The organism is Microbacterium sp. NPDC056052 (assembly GCF_042266785.1).
Taxonomy (GTDB): domain Bacteria; phylum Actinomycetota; class Actinomycetes; order Actinomycetales; family Microbacteriaceae; genus Microbacterium.
In genome coordinates, this window is the sequence record NZ_JBHJWV010000002.1 from 492,112 (window position 1) to 511,360 (window position 19,249).

General features: G+C 74.0%; 14 protein-coding genes. 11 read left to right on the top strand and 3 right to left on the bottom strand.

Features of this window, described 5'->3' with window-relative positions:
• Nucleotides 1–20: 20 nt before the first annotated feature.
• From ACFC1J_RS06390 to ACFC1J_RS06435, 10 genes are read left to right on the top strand one after another with little or no spacing between them, the layout of a single operon-like run.
• Entirely contained in the window at nt 21–947 is a 927-nt protein-coding gene (locus ACFC1J_RS06390; RefSeq protein WP_375903538.1) for a glycosyltransferase family 2 protein, read from the top strand.
• A complete protein-coding gene (locus tag ACFC1J_RS06395) occupies nt 944–1,921 on the top strand; it encodes a glycosyltransferase (protein WP_375903540.1) in 978 nt (325 codons plus the stop codon). The genes ACFC1J_RS06390 and ACFC1J_RS06395 overlap by 4 nt, the downstream gene beginning before the upstream one ends.
• Nucleotides 1,912–2,976 (top strand): RNA-binding protein, encoded by a 1,065-nt coding sequence (locus ACFC1J_RS06400; protein WP_375903542.1) that lies wholly within the window; start codon nt 1,912–1,914, stop codon nt 2,974–2,976. Before ACFC1J_RS06395 ends, ACFC1J_RS06400 begins: the two co-directional genes overlap by 10 nt.
• Nucleotides 2,973–3,770: a cytidylyltransferase domain-containing protein gene (locus ACFC1J_RS06405; protein ID WP_375903544.1), complete on the top strand. Its 798-nt coding sequence runs from the start codon at nt 2,973–2,975 to the stop codon at nt 3,768–3,770. Before ACFC1J_RS06400 ends, ACFC1J_RS06405 begins: the two co-directional genes overlap by 4 nt.
• A complete protein-coding gene (locus ACFC1J_RS06410; RefSeq protein WP_375903546.1) occupies nt 3,767–6,013 on the top strand; it encodes an N-acetylneuraminate synthase family protein in 2,247 nt (748 codons plus the stop codon). The genes ACFC1J_RS06405 and ACFC1J_RS06410 overlap by 4 nt, the downstream gene beginning before the upstream one ends.
• Nucleotides 6,004–7,119, top strand: a complete 1,116-nt coding sequence (locus ACFC1J_RS06415) for a glycosyltransferase family 4 protein (protein WP_375903548.1) — start codon at nt 6,004–6,006, stop codon at nt 7,117–7,119. The genes ACFC1J_RS06410 and ACFC1J_RS06415 overlap by 10 nt, the downstream gene beginning before the upstream one ends.
• On the top strand, nt 7,116–8,054 hold the full coding sequence (locus tag ACFC1J_RS06420; protein WP_375903550.1) for a glycosyltransferase family 2 protein: 939 nt from the start codon (nt 7,116–7,118) through the stop codon (nt 8,052–8,054). The genes ACFC1J_RS06415 and ACFC1J_RS06420 overlap by 4 nt, the downstream gene beginning before the upstream one ends.
• On the top strand, nt 8,047–10,311 hold the full coding sequence (locus tag ACFC1J_RS06425; RefSeq protein WP_375903552.1) for a glycosyltransferase: 2,265 nt from the start codon (nt 8,047–8,049) through the stop codon (nt 10,309–10,311). Before ACFC1J_RS06420 ends, ACFC1J_RS06425 begins: the two co-directional genes overlap by 8 nt.
• Nucleotides 10,305–12,122: an ABC transporter ATP-binding protein gene (locus ACFC1J_RS06430; RefSeq protein ID WP_375903554.1), complete on the top strand. Its 1,818-nt coding sequence runs from the start codon at nt 10,305–10,307 to the stop codon at nt 12,120–12,122. Before ACFC1J_RS06425 ends, ACFC1J_RS06430 begins: the two co-directional genes overlap by 7 nt.
• Nucleotides 12,119–13,222, top strand: a complete 1,104-nt coding sequence (locus ACFC1J_RS06435; protein WP_375903556.1) for a glycosyltransferase family 4 protein — start codon at nt 12,119–12,121, stop codon at nt 13,220–13,222. The genes ACFC1J_RS06430 and ACFC1J_RS06435 overlap by 4 nt, the downstream gene beginning before the upstream one ends.
• Before the next feature lie 4 nt (nt 13,223–13,226).
• On the opposite strand, the gene ACFC1J_RS06440 is transcribed toward ACFC1J_RS06435, so the two are convergent.
• From ACFC1J_RS06440 to ACFC1J_RS06450, 3 genes are read right to left on the bottom strand one after another with little or no spacing between them, the layout of a single operon-like run.
• Nucleotides 13,227–14,153: a glycosyltransferase family 2 protein gene (locus tag ACFC1J_RS06440; RefSeq protein ID WP_375903558.1), complete on the bottom strand. Its 927-nt coding sequence runs from the start codon at nt 14,151–14,153 to the stop codon at nt 13,227–13,229.
• The gene (locus tag ACFC1J_RS06445; RefSeq protein ID WP_375903560.1) at nt 14,150–14,986 is read right to left on the bottom strand and encodes an alpha-1,2-fucosyltransferase; all 837 of its coding nucleotides are present in this window, start codon (nt 14,984–14,986) and stop codon (nt 14,150–14,152) included. Before ACFC1J_RS06445 ends, ACFC1J_RS06440 begins: the two co-directional genes overlap by 4 nt.
• Complete coding sequence (locus ACFC1J_RS06450) at nt 14,983–18,228, bottom strand: glycosyltransferase (RefSeq protein ID WP_375903562.1); 3,246 nt, start codon at nt 18,226–18,228, stop codon at nt 14,983–14,985. The genes ACFC1J_RS06445 and ACFC1J_RS06450 overlap by 4 nt, the downstream gene beginning before the upstream one ends.
• Nucleotides 18,229–18,361: 133 nt before the next feature.
• Here ACFC1J_RS06450 and ACFC1J_RS06455 point away from each other — a divergent pair, with 133 nt between their 5' ends.
• Entirely contained in the window at nt 18,362–19,243 is an 882-nt protein-coding gene (locus tag ACFC1J_RS06455; protein ID WP_375903564.1) for a glycosyltransferase, read from the top strand.
• The last annotated feature ends 6 nt before the right edge of the window (nt 19,244–19,249 follow it).

The following is a 19,249-nucleotide window of genomic DNA, read 5'->3' on the forward strand; positions in this document are numbered from 1 at the left end:
GACCGCGCGGGGGAGGCCCCATGAGCGCCCTCGAGGCCTCCGGCGACCGCACGCCGAGCGGGATCTCCGTCGTGGTGCCGCACTACGGGGACCCGGCTCCGGCGCTCGCACTACTCGACGCGCTGCGGGCGCAGGTCGGCGCGCCCCCGCTGCAGCTCATCGTGGTGGACGACGCGTCGCCCGATCCGTTCCCTGACGCGGCCGGGGCGACCGTGCTGCGTCGCGAGACCAACGGCGGCTTCGGCGCCGCCGTCAACACCGGGGTCGCCGCCGCCTCCCAGGAGCGGCTGCTCGTGCTGAACAGCGACCTGCGGCTGGATCCCGCGTTCGTGTCGTCGCTCGTTGCGGCGGCCGCGCCATGGCCGCAGGCCGTGGCGGCGCCCATGGTCGTCGGCCTCGACGATGTCACCCAGTGGACCGGCCGCCGCTGGCCGCGCACCAGGCACCACGTCGTGGAGTGGCTGACGCCGCTCGCCCGATTCCGGCCGAGCCTGGAGGAGGCCGTCGGACACGACACCCGCTGCGTGGCCGGCGCGGTGCTGCCGGTGGACTGGGTGCTGGGGGCGGCGCTGCTGATGCCCGCCGACGTGTTCCGCGAGGTCGGCGGCTTCGACGAGCGGTACTTCATGAACGTCGAGGAGGTCGACCTGCAGCGACGGCTCACCGCGGCGGGAGTGCCCTCGATCTTCCTCGGCACGGTGCAGGTGCGGCATGAGGGCGGCGGCTCGTCGGACTCCGCCCGTCGCGTGCGCTGGGTGACCCAAGCGCGGATCCGGTACGCCGAGAAGTGGGGCGAGCATCCGGGGCTGCTCCGGTTCGGGCTGAGGGCGGCGAGCGCGGTGAACCTGGCGTTCAACGCCGGACGGCGGATGTTCGGGCGGGACGTGCGGCCGCTCGAGACGTACCGGCGGGAACTCGCGGCGATCCGGCCGGGAGGCGAGCGATGAAGGTGCTCCTGGTCAGCCCGGTGTTCCACGGATACTGGAGCGCCTTCGCCGCGGCGCTCGAGGCGCTCCAGTTCGACGTGACCGTGCACTGCTACGACGCCGGCGGGATCGGCAACGCCCTCGCGCACCGCGCGCCGGGATCCGCTCTCGCCGCCCGGGTGCGCGGGGCCGCGACGGCCGCCGCGATCCGCGCGCTGACGGAGACGGACCCCGATGCCGTCCTCGTCGTGAAGGGCGACGCCCTCGAGGCGGACTGGTGGCACGCGCTCGCCGCGTCGGGCGCGCGCAGCGCCCTGTGGCTCTACGACGAGCTCGCGCGGATGCGCTACGACGACGAGACGCTCGGCACGGTCGACCGCGTGTTCAGCTACAGCCCCGACGACACCCGCACGCTGCAGGGCCGGGGCATCGATGCCGCGGTGCTGCCGGACGGGTTCGACGCGCTCACCCCGTTCACCCCGCGCCCCAGTCACCGCACGAGCTTCATCGGCGCGCGTTACCCGGAGCGGGAGCGCCTGCTGCGGGTGCTCTCCGAGGCCGGTGAGGCCGTCGAGGTGTACGGGCGGGAGTGGTCCCGGAGCCCCTGGGACGTGCTGCGGACGGCGCGCTGGCGCGGGGCAGGTGTTCCCGCGCACGGCGACATCGACCGGGCGACGTACTTCGGCGTCATGGCGGGCAGCGCCGCCACCCTCAACATCCACGGCGACGGCCACGACGGCTTCTCGATGCGCACCTACGAGGCGCCGGGCGTCGGCGCCCTGCAGCTCATCGACCGGCCCGACGTCGCCCAGCACTACGAGGTCGGATCCGAGACGCTCGTCTTCCGCAGCGACGACGAGCTCGTCGACCAGGTGCGCCGGGCGAGGCGGGACGAGAGCTGGGCGCGCGGCATCAGAGACGCCGGACGACGGCGCACGCTCGCCGAGCACACGCTCGTGCACCGCATGCGAGAGGTGCGTGCGGCATGGGCGTGACCGGAGTCTCGATGCCCCCCGGGCTGCGGTTCCCGGCGGATCTGGATGCGTGGCGGCGCTGGCAGCGCAGCAGGCACGTGGTGCGGCGCGTGCGCGATGCGGTGCGTTCCCCCGCCGCGCCGTCCTCGTTCGCGCTGCACCTGCGCGGAGCGGATCCGGCCGTGCTGTTCGCGCTCGATGCGGTGACCCCGACCGCGCTCGCCTCGATCCTCGAGCCGCTCGCCCACCTGGGGGACGCCCCGGTGGCGGTCATCGCTCCGGCGGACGTCTCGGCGCGGCTGCCCGGCGCCTGGCGGGTGGAGCCGGTGGACCCCGGCGCGGCGCCCGCATCGCTGCGGGCGGTGCGGGCGGTCGTCTCCGCCGGGCACTTCCTGCCGGTGGGCGCGGCCGCGTTCGCGTGGTCTCGGGCGCGGGGCTGGAGATACCTCGTGGTGCAGCACGGACTGCTCACCCCGTTCATGGCGCCGCTGCCGGAGAGCGCCCACCTGCTCGCGTTCTCGGAGCGCGACGCCGACTACTGGCGCTCGGGACGGACCGACGTGACGAGCGAGGTCGTGGGCAGCCAGCTGCTGTGGGCCGCGTCCGGGAGCGCGGGAGCGGGACGCATTCCCGCGGATGCGCCCCCGGTCTTCCTCGGACAGCTGCACGGGGCGGAGCTGCCGCGACGGCTCAGCGCGGCCACCGCGGCGGCCTTCTGCCGCGCGCACGGGGCGCTGTACCGCCCGCACCCCGCCGAGGTCGACCGCCTGTCCCGCTGGCAGCATGCGCGGTGGCGGCGGCAGGGGATCCGGTTCGACGCGTCCGGACCGCTCTCGGCCTCGCGGGCGCCCGTCGTGTCGATCTTCTCCACGGGCGTGCTCGAGGCCGCGGCCGCAGGCAGAGACGCCTGGGTCACATGCGTGCGCCCGCCCGACTGGGTGCGGGAGTTCTGGGACCGGTACGAGCTGAGCGTGTGGGGCGGATCCGCCACCCGCGCCCCGGTGCGCCCCGCCGTCGAGCCCGCCAGGGCGATCGCCGGTGCGGTGCAGGGCATCACGGAAGAAGGGCGACGATGAGCATCCTGTGCGTGATCCCCGTGCGCGGCGGATCCAAGGGCGTGCCGGGCAAGAACGCCAGGGTCGTCGCAGGCAAGCCGCTCCTGGTGTGGAGCATCGAGCAGGCGCTCGCCGCGTCGCTCGACGTGCTCGTCTCGACCGACGATCCGGAGCTCGCGGCGATCGCCAGGGAGGCCGGCGCCGACGTGCCGTTCCTGCGGCCCGCGGAGCTCGCGCAGGACGCCACTCCCACGGAGCCGGTGATCCTGCACGCGATCCGCCACCGCGCCGCCGAGGGGCGTCGCCCCGACGTGGTGATGCTGCTGCAGGCCACCTCGCCGGTGCGACTGCCCGGCACGCTCGCCCGTGCGGTGCGCGAGTTCATCGAGACCGGGGTTGACAGCCTCGTCGGCGTGGTGCCGCAGACGCCGTTCTTCTGGCACCCGGCCGCCGAGGACGGCAGCGCGACCGCCGAGTACGACCCCGCCGCGCGTCCGCGCCGGCAGGACCTGCGCGCGGAGGACTTCTTCTACCAGGAGACCGGATCCCTCTACCTCACCCGCACCGAGCTGTACGAGCGGGAGGACAACCGCATCGGCGGCCGTGTGGGGCTCTTCGTGATGGACGAGGCCGAGGGCGTGGACATCGACACGCTCGTGGACCTGCGGATCGCGGAGCAGGTGCTGGGGGACCTCGCGGCTTCGGCCGCGGGATCCGCCGAGAAACCAGATCCTGCACGAGACGACAGTCGTGACGTGGTGTCCCGCGCAGGAAGTGGTGTCTCGCGAGGGGCACAGAGGGGGGAGCGCTCATGATCATCGAACGGGACATCGCGCCGTACATCGTTTTCGGGGAGGATCCGATCCTCACCGGCCTTGCCAAGATCAACGCGAACCGGCAGCGGATCGTGTTCTGCGTCGACGCGCACGGCATCCTCCTCGGTTCTCTCTCCGACGGCGACTTCCGGCGGTGGCTGATCGCCAACCCCGACGCCTCGCTCGACGTCTCGTGCGCCGCGGTCGCGAACCGCGAGGCGCGCACGGTGCCGCGAGGCGCGCCCGTCGCGGAGATCGCTCCGCTGCTGGGCCGCGACGGCGTGCACCATGTGCCGATCGTCGATGACCGGGGGCACCTCTGGGCGATCGCCGTCGACGAGACCGGCACGCTGCGGATCGGCGGTCACGAGGTCGGGGCAGGGCATCCGACGTTCGTGATCGCGGAGATCGGCAACAACCACAACGGATCCGTCGATCTCGCCAAGCAGCTCGTGGAGCTGGCGGTCGACGCCGGCGCCGACGCGGTGAAGTTCCAGCTGCGCGACATGGACGCGCTGTACCGGCAGCGCGGGGCGGCGAGCTCCGGCGAGGACCTCGGCGTGCAGTACACGCTCGACCTGCTGCGCCGCTTCTCGCTGCCCGCGGAGCGCCTGTACGAGGTGTTCGATCACGCCCGCGCCGCCGGCGTCGACGTGATGTGCACCCCGTGGGACGCACCGAGCGTGCAGGCGCTCGCCGACTACGGCATCCCCGCGATGAAGATCGCCTCGGCCGACCTCACCAACCATGCGCTGATCCTCGATGCGGCGGGGCGCGGGGTGCCGCTCGTGCTCAGCACGGGGATGTCGCGGGAGAGTGAGATCCTCGAGACCGCGGCGCTGCTGCGGGGCCAGGGCGCGCCGTTCGCGCTGCTGCACTGCCAGTCGACGTACCCCGCGCCGTACAAGGACCTCAACCTCAGCTACCTCGACCGGCTGGCTGAGATCGGTCAGGGCGTGGTCGGCTACTCCGGCCACGAGCGCGGCTGGCACGTGCCCGTGGCCGCCGTCGCCCGCGGCGCGCACATCATCGAGAAGCACTTCACCGTCGACCGCGGGATGGAGGGCAACGACCACACGGTCTCGCTGCTCCCGGACGAGTTCCGGATCATGGTCGAGCAGATCCGCGACATCGAGGCGTCGATGGGATCCGGATCCGCGCGCACGGTCTCGACCGGCGAGCAGATGAACCGGGTGACCCTGGCGAAGTCGCTCGTCGCCGCACATCCGCTCGCCGCCGGCACCGTGATCGCGGCGGCGGACGTGGCGGTGAAGAGCCCGGGCCGCGGGCTGCAGCCCAACGCCCTTCCGCAGCTGCTCGGCCGCACCCTCGCCCGCGACCTCGCGGACGGCGACTTCTTCTTCGACGGGGACCTGCACGACGCCGCCCCCGCCGGGCGGCCGTTCACGTTCCGCCGGCCGTGGGGGCTGCCGGTGCGCTATCACGACGCCGCCGCGCTCCGGGCGCAGTCGAACCCCGACTTCCTCGAGTTCCACTTCTCGTACAAGGATCTCGAGGTCCCGCCCTCGGACGTGTTCGCCGAGCGGCTGCCGATCGCGTTCACGACGCACCTGCCCGACCTGTTCGCGGGCGATTTCCTCGTCGATCTGGCCTCCGAGGACCCGGAGATCTGGGAGCGCTCGATCCGCGAGGTGCAGCGCACGATCGACATCACGCGCGACCTCCGCCGCTGGTTCACCGCCGAGACGGATCCGGTCATGGTCGTGACGATGGGGGGCTTCACGAAGGACCGGCACCTGCCGTCGTCCGCGCGCGGCCCGAAGTACGCCCGCATCGCCGACGCACTCTCCCGGCTCGACGCCGACGGCGTGCGGATCGCCGCGCAGACGCTCCCGCCGTATCCCTGGCTCATGGGCGGGCAGCAGTTCCACAACCTGTTCGTGGATCCGCGCGACACCGCACGCTTCGCCGCGGAGACCGGCACCCCGCTGGTCTTCGACGCCTCGCACACCAAGCTCGCCACGACCTGGCTCGGCATGGCGTTCTCGGAGGCCGTCGACCTGCTCGCCCCATACACGATCCACCTGCACCTGGTCGACGCGACCGGCGTCGACGGCGAGGGCGTGCAGGTGGGGGAGGGCGACATCGATTGGCCCGCGTTCGGCGCGCAGCTGGACGCGCTCCTGCCCGGGGTCACGTTCATCCCGGAGATCTGGCAGGGGCACGTCGACAACGGCGCGGGCTTCTGGACCGCGCTCGACCGGCTGGAGGCGTGGTTGTGAGGATCGGCTTCCTCACCCCGTGGCGGACGGACGACCCGGGGGCGTGGTCGGGGATCATCCGCCCGATGCTCGGCGCGCTCGCCGACGTCGCCGACGTCGTGCCGGTCTCGACCCACGACGTCCCGGCGGCGCTGCTCGACCGGGCCGCCGCGCGGCTGTCGCGCCGGACGTACCTGTGGGACTTCGGACTGGCGACCGCGCGCGCCCGCGGACGCGCCGCCGCCGCGAGACTGCGGGCCGCGCGGGTCGACGTCGTGTTCGCCGTGGCGGCCTCGGTCGACGTCGCCCGACTGGGCGGATCCGTGCCGGTGGTCCAGTACGTGGACGCCGCGTTCGACGACCTGAAGGACCGCTATTCCGTCTTCACCGGGCTGAGCCGGCTGTCGGCGATGCAGGTGCGGCGGATCGGGGCGCTCGCGGCGCGGCGCACAGCGGGATACGTGGCGGCCTCGCAGTGGGCCGCGGACGGGCTCGTGCGTGCGGGTGCGGACCCGGCGCGCGTGGTCGTCGCGCCGCCGGGGGCGGCGATCCTGCCGCGCACGGCGGCGGACCGTGCGCCGGCGACATCGGACGCGGCGGCCGGAGGCCCGCTCCGGGTGCTGGTCGTCGCGAGCGACTGGGAGCGCAAGGGCGGCGACCGGGCTCTCGACGCGGTGGCGCAGGCGCGGGCGGCAGGAGCGGACATCGCGCTCACCGTGATCGGATCCGCGCCCTCCCTTCCCGACGACGTGCGCGCCCCGGGACGGCTCACCGCGGACGAGCTGTCCGCCGAATACGCGCGCGCCGACGTACTGCTCGAACTCGCCCGCGCGAACGCCGCAGGTGTCGCCCTCACCGATGCGGCCGCGCACGGGCTGCCGGCGATCGCGACCGGCGTCGGCGGCGTGCCCAGCATCGTGGCGGAGGGGCGCAGCGGATGGCTCGTGCCCGACGACGCGGCGTCCTCTGCGGCGGGGGAGCGGCTCGCCGCGCTCGCACGGGGCGCGGAGGGCGGCGTCTCACGCGCGAGCGCCGCCGCCTGGTACGCGGAGGCGCTGGACTGGGCGGCCTGGGGCGAGCGGGTGGCCGCGCTCTGTCTGCGGGCGCGCGACGAGGCCGTGCGATGACCGCGCTGCGTGCGAGCATCGTGGTCCCCACCAGGGGCGGCGCGACGCGCCTGCTGCACCTGCTCGACGCTCTCCGTCTGCAGACGGAGAGCTCGTGGGAGGCGATCGTCGTGATCGACGGCGATGTCGACGAGTCCGCCGCGGTGGTCGACCTGGCGGCCGGGGAGCTGCCCGTGCGCGCGCTCGTGCTGCCGGAGAACCGCGGCAGATCCACCGCGCTCAACGCGGGCTTCGCCCAGGCGCGCGGCGAGGTCCTCATCCGCTGCGACGACGACCTCCGCCCTGGACCGGACTACGTGGCGGCGCACCTCGCCCGGCACGCCGGGGCGTCGTGCGGCGTCGTCGGTCTGTACCGCAACGTGTTCCCGCCGACGCCGTACGCACGCGTATACGGGGAGCCCCGCGACGAGCGCTTCCGCGCCGAGGCCTACGCCGCGCCCGCCGACCGCCGGTGGAGGTACTGGGCCGGCAACGTGTCGGTGACCAGGGAGTCGTACGAACGGGTCGGCGGGTACGATTCCGCGTTCCGGGCCTACGGCTGGGAGGACGTGGACTGGGGCTACCGTCTGCATGTGGCGGGAGTGCCCGTGCTGCTCGCGCCGGAGCTGGAGACCCCGCACCATGTCGCGGCCACGACGACCGAGGGCCGGGTGCGGCGCGCCTTCCACGCCGGCGCCGCGCGCCGGGCCTTCGAGGCCAAGCACGGATCGGCCGCCCTCGGCGCCGCACCGCCCGCCCGCGGGGCCTGGGGACGGATCGTGGACCGCACGGCCGCCCGAGACGGACGGGCCGCGCTCGAGGCCCGTGCGCGGCGGGCGGACCGCGCCCTGAGCCGGATGCCGCGCTGGGCCGCGGAGAAGCGCGTCGCCTGGCTCGTCGAGGCCGCGGGACTGTCCGGCCAGCGGCGCCCCGACGAGGTGGTGAACGATGTCTGACATCACCCGCGTGCTCGTGGTGTGCGACCTCATCGCCCCCGGTGGTGGCCCCGCCGGCTACACCTGGAACCTGCGTCAGGCGCTCACGGCCCTCGCGCCGCCGGATCTGGACGTCCGGTTCTCCGGGATCGTGACCGAGCGCCGCAACCGGGCGACCGGTGAGCGGCCGGCCCGCCGGGCTCGCCGCCGCACGAGTCCGCGCGCCGCGCTGGGAAGGCTCCGGCATCGGGTGGGCGTCGCACTCAAGGGCGGGATCCCGGATCCGCTGCGCGACGAGATCACGGCCGCCGACCTCGTCATCCTCCAGGGGTATCAGGACGCACGGCGGGCCAGGCTCGCCCGCGGCAGCGGAGCAGCGGTCTGGTACATGCCGCACAGTCCCACCGTCGCCGCGGACGAGTACGCGGCGATGCACCCGCACGAGCACGGGATCCGCAGCGCTCTGACCCGTCGGCGCATGCTCCGGGTCGAACGCGAGCTCTTCCGCGCGGCCGACGCTGTGGTGTTCCCGACCCCGAATGCCGCCACCGCCTACGTCGAGGCGTTCGGGGAGATCCTCGCCGGGACAACCGTGCATCACCTCCTCTCCGGGGTGCCGGAGCCGCGCAGCGCGCCGGGGGAGCAGGAGGCCGTCGCCCCCGCGGCCGAGGATCCGGGGATCCTGTTCGTGGGCCGCTACCTCGCCGACAAGGGCTACGACCTCTTCCTCGCGGCGGCGGAGGCCCTGCACGCCGAGAACCCGGCGCTGCGCTTCAGCACGCTCGGGGCGGGACCGTCCCGGCGACCGTCGCCCGCGGTGCGCGACCTCGGTTGGCGCGACGACCCTGTCCCCGTCATCGCGGCCGCGCGCATGCTCGTGGTGCCGAACCGCGTCGCATACTTCGATCTGCTGCCGCTCGAGGCCGCTGCGCTCGGACGGGGGCTGGTCTTCACCGCCGTCGGCGGCGGGATCGATCAGCACCGGCTCCTGCCGGACTCGGTGCTGTGCGCGCCGGGCGACGTCGTCGGCGGCATTCGCCGAGCACTGGCCCGGCGGGAGGAGGATCCGCACTGGGGCGCCGGCAACGTCCCCGCGTACGAGCGCACCTTCACGGCCGAGGCGATGGCCGATCGCTGGATCGCGCAGGTGCGGGCGTGGCGGGATGAGGCACGGAGCGCGACGCGGACCGCCCTCTGGGTCGTGCCCGTCGCGGAGATCGGCGGCGTCGCCCGGCACGTGCTCGACGCGACCAGAGCCGGGATCCCCGGCTGGACGGTCGCCGTGCTGTGCCCGGACGGGCCGCTCGCCGCGCGGCTGCGGGAGCAGGGGACGGCGGTGATCACGGGCGCCTTCGGCCCGGCCGCCGGGGCGGTCGCCTCCGGTCGCACCCTGCGCGCGGCGGTCCGCCTGGCGCGGCCCGCCGTCGTGCACTCGCACCTCGCCTTCGCCGACATCGTCGTCGCCGGCACGCCGTTGCCGCGCGGGGTGCGGCGGGTCACGACGGAGCACGGGATCGCGGGCGACGACGTCGTGTACCACCACTCCTCGATCCAGGCCAGGATCATGGCGGTCGTGCACCGGGTCCGCCTGCGACGCTTCGATGCCGCGATCGCGGTCGCCGAGGCGACCCGCGCCGCGATGCGCGCGAAGTGGCATGCGCGCGGGCCGATCGCGGTGATCCCGAACGGCGTGGAGATCCCCGCCTCCGCCGCGCCGAGGCGGCAGGGCGGCGCTCCGCGCATCCTGGCGCTGTCCCGACTCGCGCCCGAGAAGCGGATCGACGCCCTCATCGACGCGTTCGCCGCCCTGCAGGCGGAACAGCCGGAGGCGACGCTGACCGTGGCCGGCGAGGGCCCGCTGCGCGCCGAGCTCGAGGCGCAGGCGGCGCGGCTCGGCGTCGCCGTGGCCTTCCCGGGATTCGTGGATCCGGAGGCCGCGATGGCGGAGGCGGACGTCATCGCGCAGCTCTCCGTCTGGGAGAACTGCTCCTACACCCTGCTCGACGCGGTCGCCCACGGACTCGGCGTCGTGGCGTCCGCGGCGGGAGGGAACGGCGAGATCGTCGGGACGGAACGGCTGGTGGATCCCGATGACGTCCCGGCCGTCGCCGCCGCGCTCCTCGACGCCCCCCGCGTCCCCTACGATCGACTGAACTCGACGGACGAGATGACCACGGCCGTCGCACAGGTCTATCGCGGGGTCGCGGGCGTCGGGCGGAGCGCGGGCACCGCGCAGAAGTTGACGACGAGCACCGGGAAGGGGGAGAGCCCATGCTGATCGTGTTCGATCGCACCGTCCGCCGCGGACTCGGAGCGCTCCTGCGTCTCTCCGGCATGCGGCCGGCGCCGTGGATCGCGCTGGCCGCGGTGCTGATGCTCGCGCAGACCGCCCTGGGCACGATCCCGGTCGCGGCGATGGTGCCGCTCATGGAGCTGATCGCACAGGGGCACAGCGACGCCGGCATCGTGCAGTGGGTCGCGGAGCTGCTCGGATCGGGGCGGCCCGAACGGCTGATCCCCGCGTTCGCCGTCCTGATCGCGCTGCTGTTCCTGGTGTGCAGCGGGCTGTCGGTGCTCCTCGTGTGGTGGCAGGCCGGCCGCTCGGCCCGGCTCGCCGTCGCCGCGAACACCGCCATGCTGCGCGCCTACAGCCTCGAGCCCTACGTCTCGCACCGGCGCCGCTCCGACGCGGAGATCCTGCGCAACATCGGCGGCACGGCGACCGTGGGCGCCGCCCTCACCTGCGTGCTCACGATCTACACGAGCGCCCTCACCCTGGTCGCGATCAGCGTGGTGCTGCTCGCCGTGTCTCCGGTGGTCACGGTGCTCACGGTCGCCCTGTTCGGCGGCACCATGGCGATCATGCAGCGTTCGCTGCAACCCGCGCAGCGGCGCACGGGGGAGGCGTCGACCGCGGCGAACCTGCGCGGCTGGGCGACGCTGATCCCGCTCGTGCACGGCTTCCGCGAGGTGCGGCTGTCGGCATCCGGGGCGCGGCTGCTCGGACGCTACGAGCAGTCCCAGAAGGAGCTCGCCGGAGCGAACCGGATGCTCACGACGCTGGGTGCCGTGCCCGCCGCGGTGTCCCAGGTGCTCTTCGCGCTCTCGATCGCGGTGGTCTCGGCGGCCCTGTTCACGACCGGATCCGCGGCGAGCACGATCGGAACCCTCGGCCTCTTCGGCGCCGCGGCGATGCGTGCGCTGCCCACGATGAACCTCATGGCGCAGAACGTGGGGGCCGTGCGCGGCGCCGAGGCCAGCATGCAGATCCTCACGGAGGCGATCGAGGATCTGACCAGCGCCGGTGCGCACGTCGAGGAGCCCGTCACGGCAGAGCCCCTGCGCGGCGACATCACTCTGCGCGGCGTGGAGTTCGCCTACCCCGATTCCCCCGATGCCGTGGTGCGGGCGATCGACCTCGTCATCCCGGAGCACACCACCACGGCGTTCGTCGGATCCAGCGGGGCCGGCAAGTCGACGCTGATCGATCTCATCCTGGGACTCCTCACGCCGACGGCGGGCCGGATCGAATGCGGGGGAGTGCCGATCCTCCAGGATCCGGCCCGCTGGTACGCCGGGATCGGGGTGGTGCCGCAGGACGTGTTCCTGCTCAACGACACCGTGGAGGCGAACGTCGCGTTCGGCGTGGCGGCGGAGAAGGTCGACCACGAGCAGGTCGATCGGGCGCTGCGGCTGGCGCGACTGGACGCGCTGGTCGCCGAGCTGCCCGAGGGACTGCAGACGACGATCGGCGAGCGCGGGACGCGCCTGTCCGGCGGCCAGCGGCAGCGGCTGGGACTGGCCAGGGCCCTGTACCGGTCTCCGCGCGTGCTCGTGCTCGACGAGGCCACCTCCGCACTGGACAACGAGACCGAGTCGCAGATCGCGGGCTCGCTCGCGGCGATGCACGGCGAGCTGACGATCGTCATCGTCGCGCACCGGCTGTCGACCGTGCGGGACGTGGACAAGCTCGTCTTCCTCGGGGACGGCCGGATTCAGGCGGAGGGAACCTTCGCCCAGGTGCGCGACACCGTTCCCGCCTTCGCGCGGATGGTCGAGCTGGGCGAGCTCGGGGCCGAGCGCTCGTGAGCGTCACCGCGGGCCGCGGACTGCGCGTTCTCGGCCTGTTCGACCACGCCGGAATGGGGCGCGGCCCGCACCGGGAACCGGGGGTCGAGCGGGTCGCCGGCCCGTATCGCGTCGACCTGCTCGCCGCGCACGGGATCGACCTCGTCACGGTGCCTCCGGCGCGGGGCGCGCTGCACCGCAAGCTGCGCGACGTGGCGGAGCATCGCAGCGGCGTCGCGCAGGACCTGGCCCTGCGCGGCGCCTGGCGGGCCCTCCGCGCGGATGCGGTGCTGTGCCTGCTCGAGGACAAGGCGGTGCTCCCCGCCGCTCTGCGGCGCCGGCGCATACCGCCCTATGCGCGCCCTCCGATCGTGGCGGTGTCGTGCTGGTGGGCGGAGGAGATCCTGCACGGCTCGGACGAGCAGCGGCGGCGGATCGCCCGCACGGCCCGTGCGCTGGACGCGATCGTGGTGTTCTCGCGCAATCAGGCCGAGGCGTTCGCGCGGATCGGTGTCGCGGACAAGGTCGTGCCCGTCCCGTTCGGGGTGGACGAGGCCTGGTACACGCCCTCGGCGCCGGTGCGTCCGCGGCTGCAGGTGGCGGCGATGGGCATCGATCGAGGCCGCGACTACCTCACGCTCGTCGAGGCCGCCCGGCTCACCCCTGAGATCCGCTACGACCTCTTCACCCAGCCCGAGCGTTTCGCCGAGATCCCGCTCCCGCCGAACGTCGCCGTGCACGCGCCGGTGCCGATGCCCGCGCACCGCGACAACCTGCGCGCCGCCGACCTCGTGGTCGTGCCGACGCACGATCTGGCCTATCCGACCGGGCAGAGCGTCCTGCTCGAGGCGATGGCCTGCGGCCGGTGCACGGCCGTGACCCGGACGGCCGCGATGGCGGAGTACCTCGACGACGGGCGCAGCAACCTGGCTCTGCCGCTGCACGATCCGGTGGGCGTCGCGCAGGTCGTGCGTCGCACCATCGGCGACCCGGGGCTGCGGCAGCGCGTCGGCGATGCGGCGCGCGCCGAGGTGGAGGCCCGGCTGACGTTCGATCGCACCTGGGCGCGTGTCGCCGACGTGCTGCGAGAGGTCGCGGGTCGAGGCGAGCGGCTGGGCTGAGGGTTCAGGCGGCCGCAGGTCCGGCGAAGTCCGAAGGCGCGAGCAGTATCGGATCCGCGTCGTGCCCCCGGTGCACGTAGGTCCACCAGCCGGCGAGGTTGCCGAAAGCGTTGACCACCCAGCCCAGATGGCGGCTCCTGCGGTGCGGCCCGGGGCGCAGCATGCGGTACGGCAGCGCGGCGAGCCTGCCGCCGAGCACCCGCAGGCAGGCCCCGAGCGTGAACGGCTGATACGCGGCCGGGTGGCGCAGCGAGATGAGCACCCTGCCCTGGGCGATCAGGTACTGCTTGCGCACCGCGGCGGATCTCGACGACAGCGTGAAGTTCATGACCGCCCCGCCGCAGTACCCGATCGGGAACCCCTGCTCCTGGGCGCGCCAGGAGAGATCCACGTCCTCGTAGCCGTATCGCGGCAGGGATTCGTCGTAGCCGCCGATCGCGATGAAGCAGGCGCGGGTGAGCGCGAGGTTCGCGTTGCCCGCGTGCGGCAGGTAGTGCGTGGCGACCAGCGCATCGGGGAAGACACCGGGCTGTTCGACGCCCTCGGCCGTGCGCGCCGCGATCCGCCCGCCGGCGATCCCGTCCTGGTCGAGGCATCCGGTCAGCGCCGAGAGCCAGAACGGATCCGCCTCGTCGTCGGCGTCGCAGTAGGCCAGGATCCGGCCGAGGGAGGCGAGCGCGCCGCGATTGCGGGCGTAGGGGATGTGCGGCCGGTCCGCAGCGGACACGAGGCGGGCCGGCACGGCGGGTCGTCCTGGATCGGCCAGCCAGGCCTCGACGATCTCCGCGGTGCGGTCGGTGGAGCCGTTGTCGACCACGACGATCTCGAACGACGGTGCTTCCCGCTGCGCGTCGAGGGCGTGGAGCTGACGGAGGACCGTGGCCGCGCCGTTGCGCACGCACAGGATCACCGAGGCCTCTGGCGCGTTCACGGGTCGACCACCTGCCAGGCGGGGTCGAACCGCTTCCGGTCCGGCACGCCGTCGTCGATGAGGTGATAGGGCGGGGCGAGCACCACGGTGTCGGGACGCAGCGCGGCTGCGACATGCGCGCCCCAGAACGAGAACGTGGAGTTGGCGAGGACGAGGGCGCGGGCGGCCGCGAGCGCGGCGAAGTCGTCGAGGGCCGAGACGCGGTGCGCGAGCGGGCGCAACGGCAGGTCCACGACGGTGGGCAGATGCCGCAGGCACCAGGGGACGTCATCGGACACGACCACGACCTCGTCCGCCGGGACTCCGCGTCCCCGCAGCTCGCGCAGGGACGCGCGGACGTATCCCTCGATGTCGAGGGCGTAGGCCGCCTGCAGGAAGTCGTGCGCGTAGTAGTCGCCCCGGCGCACGTTGACGACGACGGCACCCGGACCGAGCTCGTCCTCGGCCTGCGACAGCCGCTCGCGGAAGGGCGACGACGACGCCACCAGCGCACGGCAGAACCGGTCCACCTCGGCACGGGTGAAGTGCTGGGCGAACATGTCCTCGTGCGAGCCGCGGAAGTCGGCGAAGAGGCGCGGCGCGTCGGCGAGGGGCATCGTCAGCTCGGCCAGCAGGGGGAATTCCGCCAGCCAGGGATCCATGCTCGGCTGGTGCTGCACGCGCGCCGGGGATCCTGGCCGATCGTTCCGGTACGCCCACAGCCAGTCGTAGAGGTGGTTGCCGGCGCCGGTGAGCGGGGAGGTGAGCTGCACGCGCGGCGCGCCGAAGAGGCGCCCGAGCGGGACGAGCGCGCGGGCCCTCAGCGCCGTCCGCACGCGGGCGGCCGCGGTCATGCGTTCCTCCGGGAGCGGGAGGGGGGCGTCGCGCGTGCGGGCAGCCCGGCGCCGAGCCGGGGACGGGGGAGCAGTCGGAGGTACCGGTAGCGCACGGTGCCGGAGAAGACGCCCCAGACGAACAGTGCGCGGCCGGCGAGGCCGGGCCAGTCGCGTTCGGCCCGCGGACGCGACGGCATGCGCGCGGCCGCGCCCGCGAGGCGCAGCGCGAGCGCGGGCCAGGGGGGATCCGCGACCTCCGCCTGCACGCGGTATCTGGTCGCGATCAGCACCTTCGCCTGAGCCATCCGCACCTGGCGGACGGCGATCTCGGCCCCCTGGGCGCGCAGCCGATAGGCGAGGCGGGTGTCCTTGGCGAAGGCGACCTCGATCCCGTGGCGGCGGGCGCGGTAGCCGAGGTCGAGGTCCTCGAACGACGACGGCAGCGACTGGTCGAACCCGCCGAGCTCGAGGAAGAGGGAGCGGGTGATGCCGAAGTTGCCGCCCTGCAGCATGGGGAAGGGGGTGTCGGTGCGCGGCTGCGGCGCGTGCCACGGGGCGCCGTCGCGCTCGTCGAGCACGTCCCGGACGGCCTCGACGCCGGCATCGAAGAGGGCGGCCGCGGCCGGCACGACCCAGCCGCTCCACAGCCGCGTCGACGCGAAGTTCCGGCAGCCGTGGTCGACCCAGTGCGCGGAGACCACATCGTCGGCGTCGCAGAACATCAGCAGCTCGGACCGGGCGTGCGCGGCGCCGACGTTGCGTGCGAACGATGCTCCCCGCTCGGACGCCGACACGAGCCGCAGCGGGGCGCGATGCAGCACCGTCGCGCGCACGATGGCCGCCGTGTCGTCCGTCGACGCGTTGTCCACCACGATCACCTCGAAGGGCGGCGCATCGATCTGCGTGTCCAGCGCGGCGAGCTGCTGCCCGATCGTGGCGGCCCCGTTGAACACGGGGACGATCACGCTGACGACCGGCGCGTCCTGCGCCTCTTCGGCATCGGGTGCGGCGGCGGAGGCCACCGAAGCCGCCGCCGCGAGCAGTGGCGGGGCGATCGTCTGCACCGCAGGGATCCTTCCGAGCAGCCGGTACCGTACGTGCCCGTCCAGGGTTCCCCACGCCCACCCGAGCGCACGCGCCGCGTTGTCGCGCGTCTCGGATCGGAACAGCTCCGGCACGTGGCGCCACGCCCGGAACACGTCCCCCAACGCGCCGCGGCCCGAGAGCGCATCGAGCTCTGCGCCGTCGCGGTGGCGGATCCACAGCAGCACCCTCGTCCTGGCCGAGTGGTAGTACTGTCGCGCGCGTCCGCGCAGGGTGGACCGCTGGTGGTACGAGACGACGGCGGCCGGGGCGTACGCGAGCGTCCCCCCGGCGTGCTGCAGCCGCCAGCCGAAGTCGACCTCGTCGTGACCGCGGCGGAAGCCCTCGTCGAAACCGCCGATGCCGAGCGCGACCGATCTGCGCACCCCGAGGTTCGCCCCCGTCGCGTAGGGCAGGTGCCCCAGCACGGAGCTCAGGGCGGTGGCCTCGCCGGCGGCGGTCGCGCGACCGCCGCGGTCCTCGACGTGGACGAGCCCGCCCCCGACGAGATCGGCCGACGCGAGTGCCTGCACCATCGCGCGCGCCCAGCCGTCGTGCACCTCGTCGTCGTGGTCGCACAGCAGCACCGCCTCGGTGCGCGCGGCGAGCAGCCCCGCGTTGCGCGCGTGGTTCACGCCGACCCTGGCCCCGGCATCGATCACGCGCAGATCGGCGAAGTCGCCCCGGTATGCGAGCGCCACCTGAGCCGTGCGGTCGCGGGAGCCGTTGTCCGCGATCATGACGTCGAGCCGACCGGCGATGTCCTGGCGCGCCAGGGCCGAGAGCTGCCGCGCGATGCCGTGCTCGCCGTCGCGCACGGGGATGACGACCGTCGCGAGCGGAGGGTCCGCGGATCCCGCGGCCGCGGTGGTCTCGGCACGCGCGAGGGGATCGTTTCCGGACGAGTCCGCGAGCCCGTAGAGCCCGGCGACACGGCGGGCGAACGCGTGCGCGGAGTAGGTCTCGGTGGCCCACGTCCGCCAGGATGCCGCGGCCCGGCGGGCGGCGGCGGGATCCCGGAGCGTCTCGATCAGCGCGTCCGCGAACCCGGCGGCGGTCTCCTGCGCCTCCGGGACGTGCGCGGCGTCGCCGATCCCCTCGAACGCGACAGCGGTGCCGACCACCGGAACGCCGCGCACCAGCGCCTCGACGACCTTGAACTTCACGCCCGCGCCCACCCAGAGCGGGGCGACGACCGCGGCGGCGGTCGTGTACAGCGCATCGAGGTCGTCCACGAAGCCGAGCATCCGGAACCCCGGCGTCGCCCCGTATTCGGCGCGCTGCGCGTCGGTCGCCCGCCCTGCCACCCGCAGCTCGGCATCGGGCACCGCGGCCCGGACGAGCGGCCACACCCGGTCGGCGAACCACTGCAGCGCCTCCCGGTTCTCCCCGCGGTGCATCGGCCCGACGAACAGCGCGACCGGCGGTCCGTCCTCCGTCGCGCCCGCCGCCGCGGAGAGTGCGGCCGCGGAGGGTGCTGCCGCGGCGGCGAGCGGCGGGAGGATCACCTCGACCCGCTCCGACCTCGGCAGCAGCGCCCGGTCCTTCTCGCTGAACACGACGGTCGCATCCGCGAGCGCGACCGTGCGCGCCTCGATCCGTCGGGCGAGGGCGGTCGAGGTCGCGAAGCGCACCCTGGCGCGCCAGGATCCGCTCCGCCGCCTCTGTCGGCGCAGGCCCTGGCTGGCGACGTCGTGCAGCGTCGCGATCCGTCTGGCACCTGCGGCGTCGTGGCGCAGCGCCGGCAGCAGTGCCGCCATCGTCGGCCACTGCACGTCGAGCACGTCCGCCGACGCCAGCGCCGCCCTGGCGCCCGGATCGCGCCGGATCGCGGCCAGGAACCCGCGCGGGGCCCTGACCGGTGCGAGGCGACGCGTGATGCTGCTCACTGCGGCCCCCAGGCCCCTCGGCGGCGCCGCGGGCGGCAGCAGGATCACTCCGTACCCGTCGGCGTCCGCGCGCGCCCTGCGCCCCTGAGGGGAGTCCTGGACGATCACGGTGACCGAGGCTCCGCCATCGCGCAGCTCGCGCACGAGACGCATCAGATATCCGGCCCCGGCGTTGTCCGCCGGCAGCGTCGGCGCCTCCTGCGCGACGATCACGATCCGCGGCGCGCCCGGCGCCTCTCCTCGCGCCGCCGAGCGCGCTCCGTGCCGGTGATCGCTGGGGGTGCGCACGCTCACAGCATAGTGAGCGCCCCGACGGCGGGTTCCGGGTGCGTCGACGGCAGGATCCGCGCGGCGGCCGAGCGGGGGACGGCGGAATCGTCACCGGTACGATGTCAGCACCGCAGGAGGGAAGGGGCGGCGCATGACGGTGGATCCGACGGCGCGAGTGGCGGTCGTCATCCCGGTGTTCGACTCCGGCGCGACCCTGACCGAGACCCTGGAATCGGTGTTCGCTCAGACGCATCCGGCCCTCGAGATCGTGGTCGTCGACGACGGCTCCACGGATCCCCTCACGCTCAGCGTGCTCGATGCGCTCCGCGAGGACGACAGGGCGCGGGTCATCCGGCAGGACAACGCCGGCCCCTCCGCCGCGCGCAACGCCGGTATCGCCGCGAGCAGCGCCCCCTATTTCATGCCCGTGGACAGCGACGACCGGATCGATCCCCGCTACATCGCCGAGGCCGTCCGCGTGCTCGAGGAGCGTCCCGACATCCCGCTCGCCTACGCCCGCGCCGAGCTGTTCGGACGCTACTCCGGCCCTTGGCGGCTCCCCGACTTCGATTGGGCCGGCTTCCTGATCCACAACCAGATCTTCCCGTCGGCGCTGTTCCGGCGCGCGGACTGGACCGCGATCGGCGGGTACGACGAGTCGATGCGCCGCGGCCGCGAGGACCACGACTTCGTGATGCGCGTGCTGGCGCGCGGCGGCGAGCCGTATCGCCTCGATGGGGTGCGGTTCTTCTACCGCATCGGCGCGGACGGCTCCTCGGTCAACTCGAGCATGGATCGCGAGGACCTCATCGCCGCGCATTCCCAGATCTTCCGCAACAGCACCCAGGCCTACGCGGACCACGCCGAGGACCTGTTCCGCTTCCTCTTCGATCAGCACGACCAGATCGCGGATCTGCGCTTCCGGTATGCGGCGCTCGAGCGCCTGCGCGTTCGGTTCCCGCGTCTCGTCGCGGCGGGCAAGCGGGTGCGCGACGGCGTGCGCGGGATCGGTCGCGGACGGCGCGGGGTCTAGCCGGCC

Excerpts from the sequence above, each read along its gene's own strand:
- ACFC1J_RS06390 (WP_375903538.1), top strand. The coding sequence starts at position 21 with ATGAGCGCCCTCGAGGCCTCCGGCGACCGCACGCCGAGCGGGATCTCC.
- ACFC1J_RS06395 (WP_375903540.1), top strand. The coding sequence starts at position 944 with ATGAAGGTGCTCCTGGTCAGCCCGGTGTTCCACGGATACTGGAGCGCC.
- ACFC1J_RS06400 (WP_375903542.1), top strand. The coding sequence starts at position 1,912 with ATGGGCGTGACCGGAGTCTCGATGCCCCCCGGGCTGCGGTTCCCGGCG.
- ACFC1J_RS06405 (WP_375903544.1), top strand. The coding sequence starts at position 2,973 with ATGAGCATCCTGTGCGTGATCCCCGTGCGCGGCGGATCCAAGGGCGTG.
- ACFC1J_RS06410 (WP_375903546.1), top strand. The coding sequence starts at position 3,767 with ATGATCATCGAACGGGACATCGCGCCGTACATCGTTTTCGGGGAGGAT.
- ACFC1J_RS06420 (WP_375903550.1), top strand. The coding sequence starts at position 7,116 with ATGACCGCGCTGCGTGCGAGCATCGTGGTCCCCACCAGGGGCGGCGCG.
- ACFC1J_RS06425 (WP_375903552.1), top strand. The coding sequence starts at position 8,047 with ATGTCTGACATCACCCGCGTGCTCGTGGTGTGCGACCTCATCGCCCCC.
- ACFC1J_RS06430 (WP_375903554.1), top strand. The coding sequence starts at position 10,305 with ATGCTGATCGTGTTCGATCGCACCGTCCGCCGCGGACTCGGAGCGCTC.
- ACFC1J_RS06445 (WP_375903560.1), bottom strand. The coding sequence starts at position 14,986 with ATGACCGCGGCCGCCCGCGTGCGGACGGCGCTGAGGGCCCGCGCGCTC.
- ACFC1J_RS06455 (WP_375903564.1), top strand. The coding sequence starts at position 18,362 with ATGACGGTGGATCCGACGGCGCGAGTGGCGGTCGTCATCCCGGTGTTC.